15 protein-coding genes are annotated in these 16,011 nt (G+C 70.9%); 3 read left to right on the plus strand and 12 right to left on the minus strand.

What is annotated here, in order from left to right; translation table 11 throughout:
* Window positions 1-2 precede the first annotated feature (2 nt).
* Window positions 3-1,211: a sorbosone dehydrogenase family protein gene (locus MUY14_RS28070; protein ID WP_247013498.1), complete on the plus strand. Its 1,209-nt coding sequence runs from the start codon at window positions 3-5 to the stop codon at window positions 1,209-1,211.
* A gap of 296 nt (window positions 1,212-1,507) precedes the next feature.
* On the opposite strand, the gene MUY14_RS28075 is transcribed toward MUY14_RS28070, so the two are convergent.
* The 8 genes from MUY14_RS28075 to gatC all read right to left on the minus strand — a co-directional run bounded on the left by MUY14_RS28075 (window position 1,508) and on the right by gatC (window position 9,515).
* Window positions 1,508-2,650 (minus strand): Gfo/Idh/MocA family protein, encoded by a 1,143-nt coding sequence (locus MUY14_RS28075; RefSeq protein WP_247013500.1) that lies wholly within the window; start codon window positions 2,648-2,650, stop codon window positions 1,508-1,510.
* Window positions 2,650-3,363 (minus strand): cupin domain-containing protein, encoded by a 714-nt coding sequence (locus MUY14_RS28080; protein WP_247013502.1) that lies wholly within the window; start codon window positions 3,361-3,363, stop codon window positions 2,650-2,652. The genes MUY14_RS28075 and MUY14_RS28080 overlap by 1 nt, the downstream gene beginning before the upstream one ends.
* Entirely contained in the window at window positions 3,360-4,280 is a 921-nt protein-coding gene (locus MUY14_RS28085) for a PmoA family protein (protein WP_247013504.1), read from the minus strand. The genes MUY14_RS28080 and MUY14_RS28085 overlap by 4 nt, the downstream gene beginning before the upstream one ends.
* Window positions 4,277-5,356 (minus strand): Gfo/Idh/MocA family protein, encoded by a 1,080-nt coding sequence (locus tag MUY14_RS28090; protein WP_247013506.1) that lies wholly within the window; start codon window positions 5,354-5,356, stop codon window positions 4,277-4,279. Before MUY14_RS28090 ends, MUY14_RS28085 begins: the two co-directional genes overlap by 4 nt.
* Before the next feature lie 299 nt (window positions 5,357-5,655).
* Window positions 5,656-6,192, minus strand: coding sequence for a hypothetical protein (locus MUY14_RS28095; RefSeq protein ID WP_247013508.1), 537 nt, complete (start codon window positions 6,190-6,192; stop codon window positions 5,656-5,658).
* A 7-nt stretch (window positions 6,193-6,199) separates the two neighbouring features.
* Window positions 6,200-7,705 carry an Asp-tRNA(Asn)/Glu-tRNA(Gln) amidotransferase subunit GatB gene (gatB, locus tag MUY14_RS28100; protein ID WP_247013510.1) on the minus strand — a complete coding sequence of 502 codons (1,506 nt, stop codon included), beginning with the start codon at window positions 7,703-7,705 and terminating at the stop codon, window positions 6,200-6,202.
* Complete coding sequence (gene gatA, locus MUY14_RS28105; RefSeq protein WP_247013512.1) at window positions 7,702-9,219, minus strand: Asp-tRNA(Asn)/Glu-tRNA(Gln) amidotransferase subunit GatA; 1,518 nt, start codon at window positions 9,217-9,219, stop codon at window positions 7,702-7,704. The genes gatB and gatA overlap by 4 nt, the downstream gene beginning before the upstream one ends.
* A complete protein-coding gene (gene gatC, locus MUY14_RS28110; RefSeq protein ID WP_247013514.1) occupies window positions 9,216-9,515 on the minus strand; it encodes an Asp-tRNA(Asn)/Glu-tRNA(Gln) amidotransferase subunit GatC in 300 nt (99 codons plus the stop codon). The genes gatA and gatC overlap by 4 nt, the downstream gene beginning before the upstream one ends.
* 236 nt (window positions 9,516-9,751) lie before the next feature.
* Between gatC and MUY14_RS28115 the strand changes: the two genes are divergently transcribed.
* Window positions 9,752-10,405 (plus strand): amino acid-binding protein, encoded by a 654-nt coding sequence (locus MUY14_RS28115; RefSeq protein WP_247013516.1) that lies wholly within the window; start codon window positions 9,752-9,754, stop codon window positions 10,403-10,405.
* A 66-nt stretch (window positions 10,406-10,471) separates the two neighbouring features.
* Here the strand turns inward: MUY14_RS28115 and MUY14_RS28120 are convergent, their stop codons facing one another.
* The 4 genes from MUY14_RS28120 to MUY14_RS28135 form a co-directional block, all read right to left on the minus strand.
* On the minus strand, window positions 10,472-10,966 hold the full coding sequence (locus MUY14_RS28120; protein WP_247013518.1) for a GNAT family N-acetyltransferase: 495 nt from the start codon (window positions 10,964-10,966) through the stop codon (window positions 10,472-10,474).
* A complete protein-coding gene (ligA, locus tag MUY14_RS28125; protein ID WP_247013520.1) occupies window positions 10,959-13,142 on the minus strand; it encodes an NAD-dependent DNA ligase LigA in 2,184 nt (727 codons plus the stop codon). Before ligA ends, MUY14_RS28120 begins: the two co-directional genes overlap by 8 nt.
* Before the next feature lie 11 nt (window positions 13,143-13,153).
* Complete coding sequence (locus MUY14_RS28130; RefSeq protein WP_247013522.1) at window positions 13,154-13,858, minus strand: hypothetical protein; 705 nt, start codon at window positions 13,856-13,858, stop codon at window positions 13,154-13,156.
* A gap of 77 nt (window positions 13,859-13,935) precedes the next feature.
* Window positions 13,936-14,973, minus strand: a complete 1,038-nt coding sequence (locus MUY14_RS28135) for a methionine synthase (RefSeq protein WP_247013524.1) — start codon at window positions 14,971-14,973, stop codon at window positions 13,936-13,938.
* A 134-nt stretch (window positions 14,974-15,107) separates the two neighbouring features.
* Here MUY14_RS28135 and MUY14_RS28140 point away from each other — a divergent pair, with 134 nt between their 5' ends.
* Entirely contained in the window at window positions 15,108-15,935 is an 828-nt protein-coding gene (locus tag MUY14_RS28140) for a phospholipid scramblase-related protein (protein ID WP_247013545.1), read from the plus strand.
* Window positions 15,936-16,011 lie beyond the last annotated feature (76 nt).

The following is a 16,011-nucleotide window of genomic DNA, read 5'->3' on the forward strand; positions in this document are numbered from 1 at the left end:
TCATGCGCACTCGGTACCGGTCGGCCCTGCTGGCGATCCTGGCCTGCGGCGTCTTGCTGCCCGCCGGCTGCGCGCGGTTCGACGACACCGCGGCCGGTCAGTCGTTCAGCCCCGCGCCCGTCCCGAGCCCCGAATCGCCGCCCCAGGTCCAGGGCCCCGGCGCGGACTCCGGCGGCGACGGCAAGCAGGCGCGTCCCGGCCAGTCCGCCACGCCGGTGCCGCCGCCCCAGGGCTGCAAGGACTTCGACCCGTCGGTCATCTCGACGTGCCTGGACACCGTCGCGGCGGTCGCCGGCCTGCCGGGCGACGGCTCGACGCCGAGCGCGCTCGCGGGCGAACGCAAGAGCGGCCGCGTGCAGCTCGCGACCGCGGGCAAGGACGCGACGGACTTCGCGAAGCTCGACGTCCAGGCGGCCGGCGACGGCGGCCTGACCGGGCTCGCGCTCTCGCCGTCGTACGTCGAAGACCAGCTGGTGTTCGCTTACGTGACCACGGCGACGGACAACCGCGTCGTGCGCTTCGCGAAGGGCCAGGCCGCGAAGCCGGTGCTCACCGGCATCCCGAAGGGCGCGTCCGGCAACCGCGGCGCTATCGCGACCGACAACCGCGGCGCGCTGCTGGTCGCGACGGGCGACGCGGGCAACCCGAACGCCGCCGCCGACCCGAACTCCCTCGCCGGGAAGGTGCTGCGCATCGACACGTCGGGCAAGGCCGCGGCGGGCAACCCGAACGGCGCCCTGACCGTGGCGACCGGCCTGCACGCCCCGGGCGGCCTGTGCGCCTCGGCCGACGGCGGCCGCGTCTGGGTCACCGACCGGCTCGCCGACAAGGACGCCCTCTACCGGCTGCAGGCCGGGCAGCCGCTGACGGCGCCGGCGTGGACGTGGCCGGACAAGCCGGGCGTCGCGGGCTGCGCCGACTTCGTCGACGCCAACGGCTCGATCTCGGTCGGCACGTCCCTGGCCGGCAACCTGCAGAACCTCCCGGTGACCCCGGAGGGAGCGGTCAGCGGCAAGCCGACGATCAGCCTCGACGGCAAGACCGGCAAACCGCCGGTGACGTACGGGCGCCTCGCCGGGATGAGCATGATCAACCCCCAGCTCGCGGTGGCCGGCACGGTCAACAAGGACGGCGGCGCCCCGGTCTCGAGCGACGACCGCGTCGTCCTGATCACCCCGGCGACCTCCGGCGGCGGCAACGGCAAAGACTGACCGGCTGCACCTGCACGACGGCCCGCTTCACCGGGTCCCGCCGGACGTGGTCGCCGAATGGCGAGAGCCGGCCGAGCCGGATGGCTTCACGGCGTCCGTCGTGCCGGAGTCCGGTGACCCGTCCGGGCTGCCGCACGGCGCGTCCGCGCGCTGAGCAGCGTCCTGCACGAGGCGGGCTTCCGCGTGCTGGTCGACCACACCGGCGGCAACTCCTCCCTCCACCGCGTCCTCGAAGCGCCCCGGGTTCGCCGGGTCCAGGGCTTCAGCTCCGCCCCGCCGCCCCTCGGCCGACGACGTCAGCTCAACGACTTCAGCGCCACCCGCCGTCCCTCCGCCGACGACGTCAACCCGGCTTCGGCGAGCTGGAGCCCGCGGGCCGCGGAGAAGAAGTCGTAGCGGTGTTGCCGCCCGGCGACCACGTCCCGGACGAACTCCTCCCACTGCGCCTTGAAGCCGTTGTCGAACTCGGTGTTGTCCGGGACCTCCTGCCACTGGTCGCGGAACGCCTCGGTCGCCGGCAGGTCGGGGTTCCACACCGGCTTCGGCGTCGCGGACCGGTGCTGCACCCGGCACCGCCGCAGCCCGGCGACGGCACTGCCCTCGGTGCCGTCGACCTGGAACTCGACGAGCTCGTCCCGGAACACCCGCGTCGACCACGACGAGTTGATCTGCGCGACGACCCCGGACTCCAGCTCGAAGATCCCGTACGCGGCGTCGTCGGCCGTCGCCGCGTAGGCGTCGCCCTGCTCGTCCCACCTGCGCGGGATGTGCGTTGTCGCTTTCGCGGTCACGGCCTCGACGCGGCCGAAGAGGTTCTCGAGGACGTAGTTCCAGTGGCAGAACATGTCGAGCACGATCCCGCCGCCGTCCTCGGCGCGGTAGTTCCAGCTCGGGCGCTGCGCCTCCTGCCAGTCGCCCTCGAACACCCAGTAGCCGAACTCGCCGCGCACCGACAGGATCCGCCCGAAGAACCCGCCGTCGACCAGCCGCCGCAGCTTCCGCAGCCCGGGCAGGAACAGCTTGTCGTGCACGACGCCGTGGCAGATCCCGGCGTCCCGCGCGAGCCCGGCCAGCTCCAGCGCCGATGTCAGTTTTTCGGCAAGGGGCTTTTCGGCGTAGACGTGCTTGCCCGCGGCGATCGCCGCCCGCACCGACGGCTCCCGCGCCGACGTCAGCTGCGCGTCGAAGTAGATGCCGACGTCGGCCAGCGCGGAGTCCGGATCGGTGGTCCACGCGCTCAGCCCGTGCCGGTCGGCGATGTCCTTCAGCTTCGCGGCGTTGCGGCCGGCGAGGATCGGCTCGAGCTGCACGCGGCTGCCGTCCGGCAGCGCGACGCCGCCCTGGTCGCGAATCGACAACACCGACCGGAGCAGGTGCTGCCGGTAGCCCATCCGGCCGGTGACCCCGTTGAGCAGCACTCCGATACTGGGCTGGTTCATCACTGCCGGCCTTCCTGGTCGATGTCGTATTCCGCGCGACGTCCGCACATGCCGTAGCCGTCCGGGTTCGAAGGGACCGCGACCCGGACCCCGGACTGCTCGAGGTGGCTCCCGTCGCCGCGGGCGAGCGCCTCCAGGTGCGCCCCGGTCAGCTCGGCGGCCCGCAACGCCCCGGCCCGCCAGCGCGGAACCCAGTCGCCGATTTTCGGCGAAACGAGCGCGACGGCCGCCCGGTGGAACTCCCGCAGCGGCTCCGCGTCGCCGTCCCGCAGGGCCGCCCGCAACGGCAGGTAGCCGCGAATCGCCAGGTCACGGCGTTGCCGAGCGGCCTGGTCGGTTTTCGGCAACGCTGCCGCGCCGGCGTAGGCGGCCGGATCGGCGAGCACGTCGGGCGGGAAGGTGAAGACCGCGTCCCCCGCCTCGGGCAGCCCGCTGTTCTGCATCAGCACCGTGACGCGCAGCCCGTCTTCCTGGACCATCCGGTGCACGGTTCCCGGCGCGAACCACGCGATCACCCCGGGCTCCAGCGGTGTCTCGTCGTAGCCGCCGGCGCTCAACGTCTGGACCGCCCCGCACCCGCCCGTGACGACGTACGCCTCGGTGCAGGCGAGGTGCAGGTGCGGGCTCCCGCCGCACACCCCATCCTCCGCCGCCCAGTCGTAGGCGCGCAGGTGTGAGACCCCGATTCCACCTGGAAGTGGGAACGCGTTCATGACCACCCGTGCCGATCGAGGTAGTGAGTCACCCGATCGCGGTCCCACGCCCCATCCGCGACGACGATCCGGTAGCGGTAGGTGAAGCTCTCCCCCGGCTCCAGCGCGAACTCGTCGAAAAACGCCCACGAGAACGCGACCATCGGCGTCTCCTGAGAGCGGACGAACCAGTGCGACTCGTGGATCGCCTGGTCGTTTTCCGGCGAATGCGCGAAGACCAGCGTCGAATGCGCGTCGACGTCGTCGTGCTCGCCGACGAACGCCAGCCACGGCGCCTGCGCGCCCATCATGTCGTCGCCGCCGAGCTCCCCGGGCCCGAGGACTCGCCCACCGCTGAAGTCGCGCGGCCCCCGCCAGTGCAGCCCGGTGTACCCGGCCAGCTCACGGCCGGCGGTCGTCGGGCTGCCGAACTCGAGCGGGGTGTCGCGGATGTTGGTCAGCTCGATCCCCCAGTCGAGTGCCCAGGCCCCTTCGTCCGGCTCGACCGAGTGGACGACGAGCTCGCGCCGCTCCCGCGCCCACTCGTCACCGCCGTTGGCGACCCAGGTGAGCCGTTCGGTGAACCCGAGCCGGTCGCGGCCGACGGCGAAGGCGGCGAAGTCGTCGTGCCGCATGGAGCCGATGCGGTCGGGCAGGTCCTGGTACCAATGGCCGGGAACGTAGGTGTGGCCGCCCCAGAAGTTCTGCCCGGACAGGTGGCTGGACGTCATCTGCAGACCCTTGTGCCACCGGTGGTCGGCGGGCCGGTATCCGCTGACGCCGCGGCCGCCGAGGGTCCGCAGCGGGTGGGTGTAGGGCTTGCGCGATTCGAAGGCCACCGGGTCGGGCTTGTACACATAGGACATCAGCTGGACCCCGCCGGCCTCGACGGTCACGCGCTCGCCGTGCCGGTGCGTGACGGTGATCGCCGCGCTCACGCCCTTGCTCCCGCCATGGACCGGTGGAAGGCATCACCGGCGACGATCTCCCCGCGCCGCACCCCGGCCCCGGTGGCCGCGGACTTGTACAAAGCCGCGACGAACTCCAGCACCCGCCGCCCGTCAGTCCCGCTGCACGGCGGCCGCCGCCCGGCCCGGTAGGCGGCGAGCACGGGCGCGAACGCGGCGGCGTGCGAGCTGGCCACGTCCTCGGACGGCGTCCAGCGCTTCGTCGCTTTTTCGGCAACGTGCGGGGCCGGCGTGTAGCGCCAGTCTTTGCCGCTGTGGCCGTAGAGGTGGGTGAGCTCGACGGTGGCGTTTTCGCAGTCGACCCTGATCCGGCTCACCTCGTCCGGTGAAAGGACGCTGTTGACGACGGTCGCGAGCGCCCCCGACTCGAACCGGGCGAGTGCGGTGGAGACATCCTCGGTCTCAACGTCGTGCACCAGCCGTGCGGTCATCGCGCGCACCTCGGCCCAGTCGCCGAGCAGGTGGAGCAGGAGGTCCATCTGGTGGATGCCGTGGCCCATGGCGGGCCCGCCGCCCTCGGATTCCCAGCGCCCGCGCCACGGCACCGCGTAGTAGGCGCCGTCGCGGTACCAGGTGGTCTGGCAGTGCGCGACGAGCGGCCGTCCGAGGTCCCCCGCGTCGAGCAGGTTCCGGAAGTGCGCGGCACCCGATCCGGACCGTTGCTGGTAAACGAACGAAACGTAAGGCCCGCCGTCCCGTTCGGCGGCGGCCATCTCGTCGTACTCGGCGAGCGACCGGCACGGCGGCTTCTCACACCAGACCCAGGCGCCGCCGGCAAGGGCTTTCACGGTCTGCTCGACGTGCAGCCCGGGCGGCGTGCAGATCGAGACGAGATCGGGCTCCTGCTCGGCGAGCAGGGTGTCGAGATCGCCGTAGGGCTTGGCGTCGCCGGCCGCGGCACAGAACGCGACGGCCCGGGCTTCATCGACATCGGCGGCTGCCACGATCTCGACGTCGTCGCGGTGCGCCTGGAAGGCGCTCCGATGGCTGTCCGCGATTCCCCCGGCGCCGACAACGGCGACCCGTAAGCGCTTTCCGTGAGTCAACCCAGGTCTCCCTCCTCGGTGACACGCCTCCCAGCGGGCCGTCCCCGCCCGGCCGGGCCGCTCCTGCCGACCGTTCCAGAAAGCGCTTTCTCACGCAACGGCCGACCAGGATGTCAACGTTGTCACGCAGGGTGGTCAACCGGAACGGACGACAGCTCTGACGGCCGCCGCTGACAGCACGACTTCAACGCCACTAAGGCTTCACACCGTCAGCGCCGAGGCCCAGCCACTTACCGGGGCTTCCATCGCGGAGCCCCGGGACGGTTCCACCGAGCGCCGACCCACTCCGGCGCCGTCGGTCAGCGAGACTTGCTCTTGGGTTCACGCTTCCGCGGCTGCCGGCTCTCGGCGCGCACCGCGCGGATGTCCAAGAAAGCGACAACGACCGAAACGAGCGCCGCGAACAGCCCGAGGAACCGCCCGAAGCCGGGTTCGATCGCGATCCCGGCGACGTCGAAGATGCCCCGCTGGTCGGCGTCGAACTCCCAGTCGAGCGTGAACCAGCCGAGCACCATCAGCAGCAGCGACGCCGCGGCGACCACCAGCCACAGGTGCGGCAGGCCGCCGACCCGCACTTTCCGGATTCGTCCGAAAACGACCACGACCAGCCCGGCCAGCAGCAACGGCAGCGGCGGGCACCAGGCGAAGAAGCTCGAGTTCCACGCGTTCCGGACGACGTCGCTGTGCGGCAGCTGCGCCAGCACGGCCTCGATGTCCGGCTTGTTGGTGTCCAGCGTGGTCCACGGCAGGAACGTCGACCCCAGCGCGAGCAGCCCGGCCGCCAGGCCGAGCCACTCGCGCCAGGTGACGCTTTTGACGGAAAACGTCGATGTCATGAAACGGTCAGGAGCCGACGCGCTCGATGATCAGTTCCCGGACCCGCTTCGCGTCGGCCTGCCCCTTGGTCGCCTTCATGACCGCACCGACGATCGCGCCGGCCGCGGCGACCTTGCCGCCGCGGATCTTCTCGGCGACGTCCGGCTGCGCCGCCAGGGCCTCGTCGATCGCCGCGAGCAGGGCCGAGTCGTCCGAAACGACCTTCAGCCCGCGCTTCTCGACGACCTCACGCGGCTCGCCCTCACCGGCGAGCACGCCCTGGACGACCTCCTTGGCGAGCTTGTTCGTCAGTTCACCGGACGAAACCAGCCCGATGACCTCTGCCAGCTGCTTCGGCGTGATCGGCAGGTCGGCCAGCTCGACCTCGCGGCTGTTCGCCTCCTGCGCCAGCGTGTTGACCCACCAGCCGCGCGCCTCGTCCGGCGACGTACCGGCCTCGACGGTGGCCGCGACGAGGTCGACCGCGCCGACGTTCAGCAGGTCACGCAGGGCTTCGTCGGAAAGTGACCATTCCTGCTGGATCCGCTTCCGCCGCTCCGAGGGCATCTCCGGCAGCGTGCCGCGCAGCTCCTCGACCCACTCGCGCGACGGCGCGATCGGGACCAGGTCGGGCTCCGGGAAGTACCGGTAGTCCTCCGCGGTCTCCTTCGTCCGGCCCGCCGACGTCGTGCCGTCGGCTTCCTGGAAGTGCCGCGTCTCCTGCTTGATCGAACCGCCCTCGGCGAGGATGGCCGCCTGCCGGGTCATCTCGTAGCGAACGGCCCTTTCGACGCTCCGCAGCGAGTTGACGTTCTTCGTCTCGGTGCGCGTACCGAACTCGGTCGCGTCCTTCGCCATGAGCGAAACGTTCGCGTCGCACCGCAGCGAGCCCTGGTCCATGCGGACGTCCGACACGTCGAGCGCGCGAAGCAGGTCACGCAACGCGCTCACGTACGCCCGCGCGACCTCGGGAGCCCGCTCGCCGGTGCCCTCGATCGGCTTCGTCACGATTTCGATCAGCGGAACGCCGGCCCGGTTGTAGTCGAGCAGCGAGTGCTCGGCACCGTGGATGCGACCGGTGGCCCCGCCGACGTGCAGCGACTTGCCGGTGTCCTCCTCCATGTGCGCGCGCTCGATCTCCACGCGCACGACCTCGCCGTCGTCGAGCGTGACGTCGAGGTAGCCGTTGAAGGCGATCGGCTCGTCGTACTGCGACGTCTGGAAGTTCTTCGGCATGTCCGGGTAGAAGTAGTTCTTCCGGGCGAACCGGCACCACTCGGCGATCTCGCAGTTCAGCGCGAGACCGATCCGGATCGCGCCCTCGACGGCCTTGCCGTTGACGACCGGCAGCGCGCCGGGCAGGCCCAGGCAGGTCGGGCACACCTTCGTGTTCGGCTCGCCGCCGAACTCGTTGGCGCAGCCGCAGAACATCTTCGTGTTCGTGTTGAGCTCGACGTGCACTTCGAGCCCGAGCACGGGGTTGAAGCGTTCGATGACGTCGGCGTAGTCCATCAGCTCGGCCACGGCAGTCACTTGGTTCCTCCCAGCTCCGGGACCTTGTGGATGAGCGCCCCGCCGGCGGCGGCGTCGCGAGCGGCCTCGTAGGCGGCGCCGACCCGGTAGAGCCGGTCATCGGCGAGCGCCGGGGCCATGATCTGCAGGCCGACCGGCAGGCCGTCCTCGTCGGACAGCCCGCTCGGCACACTCATCGCGGCGTTGCCGGCGAGGTTCGACGGGATCGTGCACAGGTCGGCGAGGTACATCGCCATCGGGTCGTCCACGCGCTCGCCGATCTTGAACGCCGTGGTCGGCGTCGTGGGCGAAACGAGGACATCGACCTTTTCGAAGGCGGCCGCGAAGTCACGCGTGATCAGCGTGCGCACCTTCTGGGCCGAACCGTAGTAGGCGTCGTAGTAGCCGGACGACAACGCGTAAGTGCCCAGCATGATCCGCCGCTTGACCTCGGCGCCGAAGCCCTTCTCGCGGGTGAGCGACATGACCTCTTCGGCGCTGTGCGTGCCGTCGTCGGCGACGCGCAGGCCGTAGCGCATGGCGTCGAACCGCGCGAGGTTCGACGAGCACTCGCTCGGCGCGATCAGGTAGTAAGCGGGCAGCGCGTAGACGAAATGCGGACAAGAGACCTCGACGACCTCGGCTCCCAGCGCCCGCAACTGTTCGACCGCAGCCTGGAACGACCGCTCGACGCCTGGCTGGTAGCCCTCGCCACCGAACTCCTTCACGACGCCGACCTTGACGCCCTTGAGGTCACCGGTCATGCCCTGCCGGGCCGCGGCGACGACCGGCGGCACCGGCGCGTCGATGGAGGTCGCGTCCAGCGGGTCGTGCCCGGCGATGACCTCGTGCAGCAGGGCGGCGTCGAGCACCGTCCGCGCGCAGGGCCCGGCCTGGTCGAGCGATGACGAAAAAGCGACCAGGCCGTAGCGCGACACGCCGCCGTAGGTCGGCTTGACCCCGACGGTGCCGGTCACGGACCCCGGCTGCCGGATCGAGCCACCCGTGTCGGTGCCGATCGCGATGGCCGCTTCGAAGGCCGCGATCGACGCCGACGAGCCACCGCCCGACCCGCCCGGGATGCGGGCGTGGTCCCACGGGTTGTGCGTCGGGCCGTAAGCCGAGTTCTCCGTCGACGACCCCATGGCGAACTCGTCCATGTTGGTCTTGCCGAGGATGACGACGCCGGCCTCGCGCAGCTTGCGCGTCACGGTCGCGTCGTACGGCGGGATCCAGCCTTCGAGCGTTTTCGAACCACAGGTGGTCGGGAGGCCCTCGGTGGTGAGGACGTCCTTCAGCGCGAGCGGCACGCCGGCCAGCGCCGACGCGGGCGCGTTGCCCCCGGCGATGCCCTCGTCGACGGCCTTGGCCGCGGCCAGCGCACCGTCGGTGTCGACGTGCAGGAACGCGTGGACGTGGTCGTCGACCTCGGCGATCCGGTCCAGGTGGGCCTGCGTGACCTCGACCGCGGACACCTCGCGCGTGTGGATCTTCTCCGCCAGCTCCGCGGCGGTCAGCTTGATGAGCTCGGTCACTGCTCTTCCCCCAGAATCCGCGGCACCCGGAAACGCCCGTCCTCGGCGGCCGGCGCACCGGCCAGCGCCTGCTGCTGCGTGAGCCCGGGACGGACGACGTCCTGCCGGAAGACGTTCGTCAGCGGCACGGCGTGCGACGTCGGCGGCACATCGGCGGCGGCGACCTCGCTCACCTTGGCCACCGAGTCCAGGATCTGGTCGAGCTGGCCGGCGAAGACGTCGATCTCGTCGTCGGTCACGGCCAGCCTGGCCAGCTTCGCGAGGTGCGCGACCTCGTCTCGGGAAATGTTGGGCACGCGGGTGACTCCCGGGTTGTGCTGTGCGGGTTGTCTCGGAAGCTGCAAGTCTATGGTGACGGCGTGGGCGGACTCGACTGGGTTACGCCCGGCGCAGGCCGGGTGCCGTCCGGCGACGCTCGCGTCCCGCCCGCCGGACAGCAGGTCCCGCGAGCCGGGCGGGTCTGTCACAATCGGCGACCGGCATCGAGCGTCCCACGGCAAGGCTGGGACGCCATAGGCGAGAGGGGCGCGTGGTGTCGTTCCTGATCCGGGTCCTCCTTCCGGACAGCCCCGGGACCCTCGGCGCGGTCGCCACGGCGCTCGGCACGGTAGGCGCCGACATCCTCAGCGTGGACGTCGTCGAGCGCGGCACCGGAGTGGCCGTGGACGACTTGGTCGTCGAGCTCCCGTCGGGCCGGTTGCCCGACGCGCTGATCACGGCGGCGGAAAGTGTCGAAGGCGTCGAGGTGGACGCGGTCCGGCCCTACGCGGGTGTCCTGGACACCCATCGTGAGCTCGAACTGGTCGAAGAGATCGCCGCGCAGCCGAAGTCGGGGCTGGACATCCTGGCCGAGGGCGTGCCCCGCATCGTGCGCGCGGGCTGGGCGATGATCGTCGAGCACGCCGAAACCGGCGCGGTCCGGCTGGCGTCGTCGAGCGCCGCCCCGGAGACGCCGATCACCGACCTGCCGTGGCTCCCGCTGGAGCGCGCGACGGTCCTCGACGGCGAAGAGGCCTGGATCCCGGAGACGTGGAAGGAGCTCGGCACCGAGCTGGCCGCCACGCCGCTAGGCAAGCCGGGCAAGGCGCTGCTGGTCGCCCGCCCGGGCGGCCCCGCCTTCCGCGCTGCCGAAGTCGCCCGGCTCGCCCACCTCGCGGGCATCGTCGCGGTCGTCCTCGACGGCTGACCCGCGGAGCGGATCGATCAGGGGACGAGCCCGCACCGGCTCGTCCCTTTTTCGACCAGCCCCAGGTCAGACGTCGATTTGGTAGGCGATCAGGCTGATGTGCGGAAACGGCCGCCAGTCCCGCTCCGGCAGGCGCGCGAACCCGAGCCGCTCGTAGAGCCGATGCGCGCTGCACATGCCCTCGAGGCTGCTCAGCACGACCCGCGGAACGCCCAGCGCCCGAGCGCGGTCGAGCACGGCCCTGGTCAACGCCTCGCCGATGCCCCGTCCCCGTGCCGACGGCGCCACCGCCAGCATCCGGAACTCCAGCTCGCCGGGACGTGAAATTTCGGCGAATCCCGATCCCGGCACCACGACGGTCACGGTCCCGAGCACCTCCCCCACGCCATCGACGGCGACGAGAACCTCGGCCTGCTCGGCCCGCCGCGCCACGTCACGCAACACGGCGTCGTACCCGACGTCACCGCCCAGGTGACCATCGACGTCGTACGCCAGCACCGTGACCTCCCCCGCCGCGGCGTACTCCCCGGGCCGCGGCGGCCGGATCTCGACGTCACCCATCCGTCTCCCCGGACTCGTCGGTCTCCTCGGTCTCGTCGCCGGCCGGCAGCGCCATCTCCTGCGCCGCTTCGGGCCCCCGCTCCAGAAGGACGCGGAAGCCGGCTTCGTCGAGCACCGGCACCTTGAGCTGCACGGCCTTGTCGTATTTCGAACCAGGCGCATCGCCGACGACGACGAACGCGGTCTTCTTCGAAACCGACCCGGCGGCCTTGCCACCACGCGCCATGATGACCTCTTTGGCTTCGTCGCGGGAGAAGCCGTCGAGCGAGCCCGTCACCACGATCGACAGCCCTTCGAGGTTGCGCGGGATCGACTCGTCGCGCTCCTCTTCCATCCGCACGCCGGCGCGTCGCCATTTTTCGACGATCTCGCAGTGCCAGCCCACCTCGAACCACTCCCGCGTCGCGCGGGCGATGGTCGGGCCCACGCCGTCGACGTCGGCGAGCTCTTCTTCGGTGGCATGCTCGATCCGCTCGATCGAGCCGAACTCGCGGGCCAGCGCCTGCGCCGCGGTCGGCCCGACGTGCCGGATCGACAACGCGACGAGCACCTTCCACAGCGGCCGGTCCTTCGCCGCGTCGAGGTTGGCGATCAGCTTTCGCGCGTTTGCCGACAAATCGCCGGCCTTCGTGCGGAACAGCTCCACCTCGGCGAGGCTCTCTTCGTTCAAATCGAAGACATCGCCTTCGTCGGCGACCACGCGCGCGTCGAGCAGCGCGACCGCCGCCTCGTACCCGAGGACCTCGATGTCGAACGCGCCGCGCCCGGCCAGGTGGAAGAGCCGCTCCCGCAGCTGCGCGGGACAGAACCGCGTGTTCGGGCAGCGGATGTCCTTGTCGCCTTCCTTCTGATAGGCGAGCTCGGTACCGCATTCGGGGCAGTGGGTGGGCATGACGAACTCGCGCTCGTCGCCCGTGCGCGCGTCCACCACCGGCCCGAGGACCTCGGGGATGACGTCGCCGGCCTTCCGGATGACGATCCGGTCGCCGATCAGCACGCCCTTGCGCTTGACCTCTTCGGCGTTGTGAAGCGTGGCCCGGGCCACGGTCGACCCGGCGACCTTGACCGGCTCGGTGACCGCGAACGGCGTCACCCGCCCGGTGCGCCCGACGCCGACCTGGATGTCCAGCAGCGTGGTGATGGCCTCTTCCGGCGGGTACTTGTAGGCGATCGCCCAGCGCGGCGCGCGCGACGTCGTGCCCAGCCGCCGCTGCAACGTCACCTGGTCGACTTTGATGACGACGCCGTCGATCTCGTGCTCGGCGTCGTGCCGGTGCTCGCCCCAGTAGACGATGTGCTCGGTGAGCTCCTCGGCCGTCGACAGGACCTTGCTGTGCGGAGACACCGGCAGCCCCCACGCCGCCAGCGCGTCGTACGCCTCCGACTGGCGCTGCGGCTCGAAGCCCTCGCGCTTGCCGAGCCCGTGGCAGATCAGCCGCAGCCGCCGCTCCCGGGTGATCTTGGGGTCCTTCTGCCGCAGCGAGCCGGCCGCGGTGTTGCGCGGATTCGCGTACGGCGGCTTCCCCGCTTCGACCATCTTCGCGTTCAGCTCGAGGAAGTCCTCGACGCGGAAGTAGACCTCGCCGCGCACCTCGACGAGCGCGGGCACCGGGAACTGGTCGGAGCCGGTCAGCGTCTCCGGTACCTGGTCGAGCGTGCGGACGTTGAGCGTGACGTCCTCGCCGGTCCGGCCGTCACCCCGGGTGAGCGCGCGGGTGAGGTGGCCGTTTTCGTACAAGAGGTTGATCGCCAAGCCGTCGATCTTCAGCTCGGCGAGGAACTCGGTGCGCCCGACCTCCTTCTCGACGCGCTCCACCCAGGCGAGGAACTCGTCCCGGTCGAACACGTTGTCCAGGCTGAGCATGCGTTCGAGGTGGTCGTACGCGGTGAATTCGGTCGAGAAAGTGCCTCCGACCCGCTGGCTCGGCGACTCGGGCGTGACCAGCGCCGGGTGCGCTTCCTCGAGCTGCTGGAGCTCGCCCAGGAGCTCGTCGAACTGCCCGTCGGAGATGATCGGCGAGTCCAGGACGTAGTAGCGGAACTGGTGGTTCCGCAGTTCCTCGGCAAGGGCGCTGTGCCGCTCACGCACGTCGGCCGGGACGTCGGTGACGTCCTCGGCGGCGACCGGAGCGTCGACCGCCGCGATCTGGTCCTGGGGGAGTTCGGTGCTGCTCACGGATGGTGAGCCTAGCCGGGGGTACCGACATTTTCGCCGGGCCCGCTGGCCAGCCCGCGGACCAGTTCACGGAGCTCCAGAAGGGTGATCGCACCGGCCGGCTCGACCTCCGCGGTCTCGACGCGCCGTAGTCGTTCGGCGGCGAGACGTTCACCCAATGTGGCGTCGAGGGGCAGGAAGGTCATGGTCCGCCGGGTGACGTCGTCGAGGTCGGAGAACCCCGGGTGGTAGACGGCGACGTCGACGACGCGCTCGCTCTCGTCCACCTGCGCGACGACCCGGACATCGGCCAGCGCGATCCGGCGCTCGCCGAGGTTGACCGTGACCTCGGTCGGATCGGGCACCGGCGGAACCGAATCGTGGTATTCCCAGATCGCGTCGTCCGGCGGCCCGGCGGCCCGCCACGCGTCGGTGAACGGCCGGATCTCCGGATCCTCCTGACCGGTCACGACCAGGGCGTAGATCGCCTGACGACCACGCTCGAGCGAGAAGTGCAGCCGCGGGTGCAGCGCCTCGACCAGCTGGCAGAGCTCGTGCTCCACGCGGTGCGGCTCACCCTCGCCGAGAGCGGCGCTGACCAGCGGGAGCAGCTCGAACCACCCCTCCCAGAACGCCTCCGCGGCGGCAGCCGGGTCCTCGGGCACGTGCTGCTCGGGCCACGCGGTACGGGGGTCGGGCGGGTCGGCGACGGCGTTCTTGCGGCGAAACAGGCGCATGGTTGCGGACGGTCCTCGTCAGGTCGGCTACCCCCGCCACGCTACTGGCCGGGCGAAGCGGACGTCAGCGGAATCCGTCACCAGCCCTCCGGCGGCTCCACGAAGGCCTTGCCGAGATCACGCGTGAGCGCGAGGGTCCGGCGCATCCAGTCCGGCGTCGCACCGGCGAGACCGCAGGCGGGGGTGGGAACGGCGCGTTCCGCGAGGACGCTGCGGTTGAAGCCGAGCCGGTCGGCCAGCCGGAACGCGGGCTCGCCGACGTCTTTGAGGCTGATCGGAGACGAAGGTGCCGTGGTGGGGACCGCTCCCATGAACAGCGTCGCCCCGCCGTCCCAGACCTCGCCGATCTCGTCCAGGAACGCGGCGGACGCACCATCGAGCGCGTTCAGGTCGAAGGCCAGCGCGTCCGCGCCGGCTTCGCGCAGCAGACCGAGCGGCGGCTTGCCGGCGCAACAGTGCAGGATCACCGGCCGGCCGGTGATCCGCCGGGCGCCCTCGATCACGGTGGCGAGCAGGTCACGGGCCTCGGGCTCCGGCACCGCGGAGACGTTCCCATAGCCGGACGGCGTCGACAGCCCGCCGGCGAGCACCGTCGGCAACGACGGCTCGTCGAACTGGACGACCACCGGCGCTCCCGTCCTGGCCTGCACCTCCGCGACGTGAACTGCGAGTCCGTCCAGCAGGGACGACGTGAAATCTCGTAAGGCACCGTGATCGGTGAGCACCCGGTGGCCCCTGGGCAGCTCGATCCCGGCACCGAGCGTCCACGGCCCGGCAAGCTGGACCTTGAAGACCGGCGGAGTGGCCCCGGTCTTCTCGCGCACCTCCTGGACCGCGTCGAGATCCCAGCGAAGCAGGTCGACCGCACGACGATGCTCGTGACCAGGCCGGGGCGCGACGCGATAGCCGCTCGGGACGACGTCGACGGCCAGGTCGACCAGCAGCGCAGCGGTTCGGCCCAGCATGTCCGCCCCGACACCGCGGGCCGGCAGCTCGGGTAGGTGCGGGAAGTCGGGCAGCTCACCGAACACGACCGCCGCCGCTTCCGCGGGATCGGTACCAGGCATCGAACCGATCGCTGTCGCGGCACCCAGGGGCCAAAGTCGCTCACTCACGACCGCTCATTCTGGTCGACCACCAGCCGACGACACCGACCGGGCCACCTCGCCCGCCGTCGTCGATGCGGACATTCGCCGCATTTCCGTTTACCGCCGCCACAAGCGGGTCCGCGCGGATAGGCTGACCGGCCATGACGAGTACGCCACCGCAGCCGGGCTGGTACCCCGACGCGCGGGACCCCCGTCTGCACCGATGGTGGGACGGCCGGGCCTGGACCGCCAACACCCGGCCCGCTCACCAGGCGCCCCCACCACCGAGCGACTCGACGCCGATCGAGCTGGACATCGAACGCGGCCACGACCCCGGTCGGATCCAGAACCAGGTCGCCCGCGCGACACGCGGCCGCGGCGCGGCGCACAACGGCGGCGGGACCCTGTTCACCGAGCCGGTGCTGGTGGTCAACCAGCGCGCCAAGCTGATCGAGATGGCCAACGAGTTCGGCGTCTTCGACCAGCAAGGCAACCGCCTCGGCGGCGTCGTCGAAGTCGGCCAGAGCACGCTGAAGAAGGCCATCCGGCTCCTGACCAAGTACGACCAGTTCCTGACCCACAAGTTCGAGGTCCGCGACGCCAACCACAGCACCGTGCTGAAGGTGACCCGCCCCGCGAAGGTGTTCAAGTCACGCTTCCTGGTCACGCGGGCCGACGAGACCCCGATCGGCGAGATCGTCCAGGAGAACGTCTTCGGGAAGATCCGGTTCGGCTTCGTCGTGGACGGCCGCTCCGTCGGCGGAATCTTCGCCGAAAACTGGCGAGCCTGGAACTTCTCGATCCGCGACCACGCCGGCACCGAAGTCGCCCGGGTGACCAAGACGTGGGGCGGATTCATCAAGGCCGCCTTCACGACAGCCGACAACTATGTCGTGGAGATCCCCCACCCGCTGCCGGATCCGCTGGCCAGCATGGTCGTCGCCGCGGCCCTCACGATCGACACCGCACTGAAGCAAGACACCGACTGATCGAGTGACCGGTGTCTCATCTTCTCCAGGTGGACAGCGGGCCCGGCACGGCTCAATGTGAAGAAAGGCCGGGACA

The organism is Amycolatopsis sp. FBCC-B4732 (assembly GCF_023008405.1).
GTDB lineage: Bacteria > Actinomycetota > Actinomycetes > Mycobacteriales > Pseudonocardiaceae > Amycolatopsis > Amycolatopsis pretoriensis_A.

Coding starts and splice junctions, on each gene's coding strand:
- MUY14_RS28095 (WP_247013508.1), bottom strand. CDS start 6,192: ATGACATCGACGTTTTCCGTCAAAAGCGTCACCTGGCGCGAGTGGCTC.
- MUY14_RS28130 (WP_247013522.1), bottom strand. CDS start 13,858: ATGCGCCTGTTTCGCCGCAAGAACGCCGTCGCCGACCCGCCCGACCCC.
- MUY14_RS28140 (WP_247013545.1), top strand. CDS start 15,108: ATGACGAGTACGCCACCGCAGCCGGGCTGGTACCCCGACGCGCGGGAC.
- MUY14_RS28075 (WP_247013500.1), bottom strand. CDS start 2,650: ATGAACCAGCCCAGTATCGGAGTGCTGCTCAACGGGGTCACCGGCCGG.
- MUY14_RS28120 (WP_247013518.1), bottom strand. CDS start 10,966: ATGGGTGACGTCGAGATCCGGCCGCCGCGGCCCGGGGAGTACGCCGCG.
- MUY14_RS28080 (WP_247013502.1), bottom strand. CDS start 3,363: ATGAACGCGTTCCCACTTCCAGGTGGAATCGGGGTCTCACACCTGCGC.
- MUY14_RS28070 (WP_247013498.1), top strand. CDS start 3: ATGCGCACTCGGTACCGGTCGGCCCTGCTGGCGATCCTGGCCTGCGGC.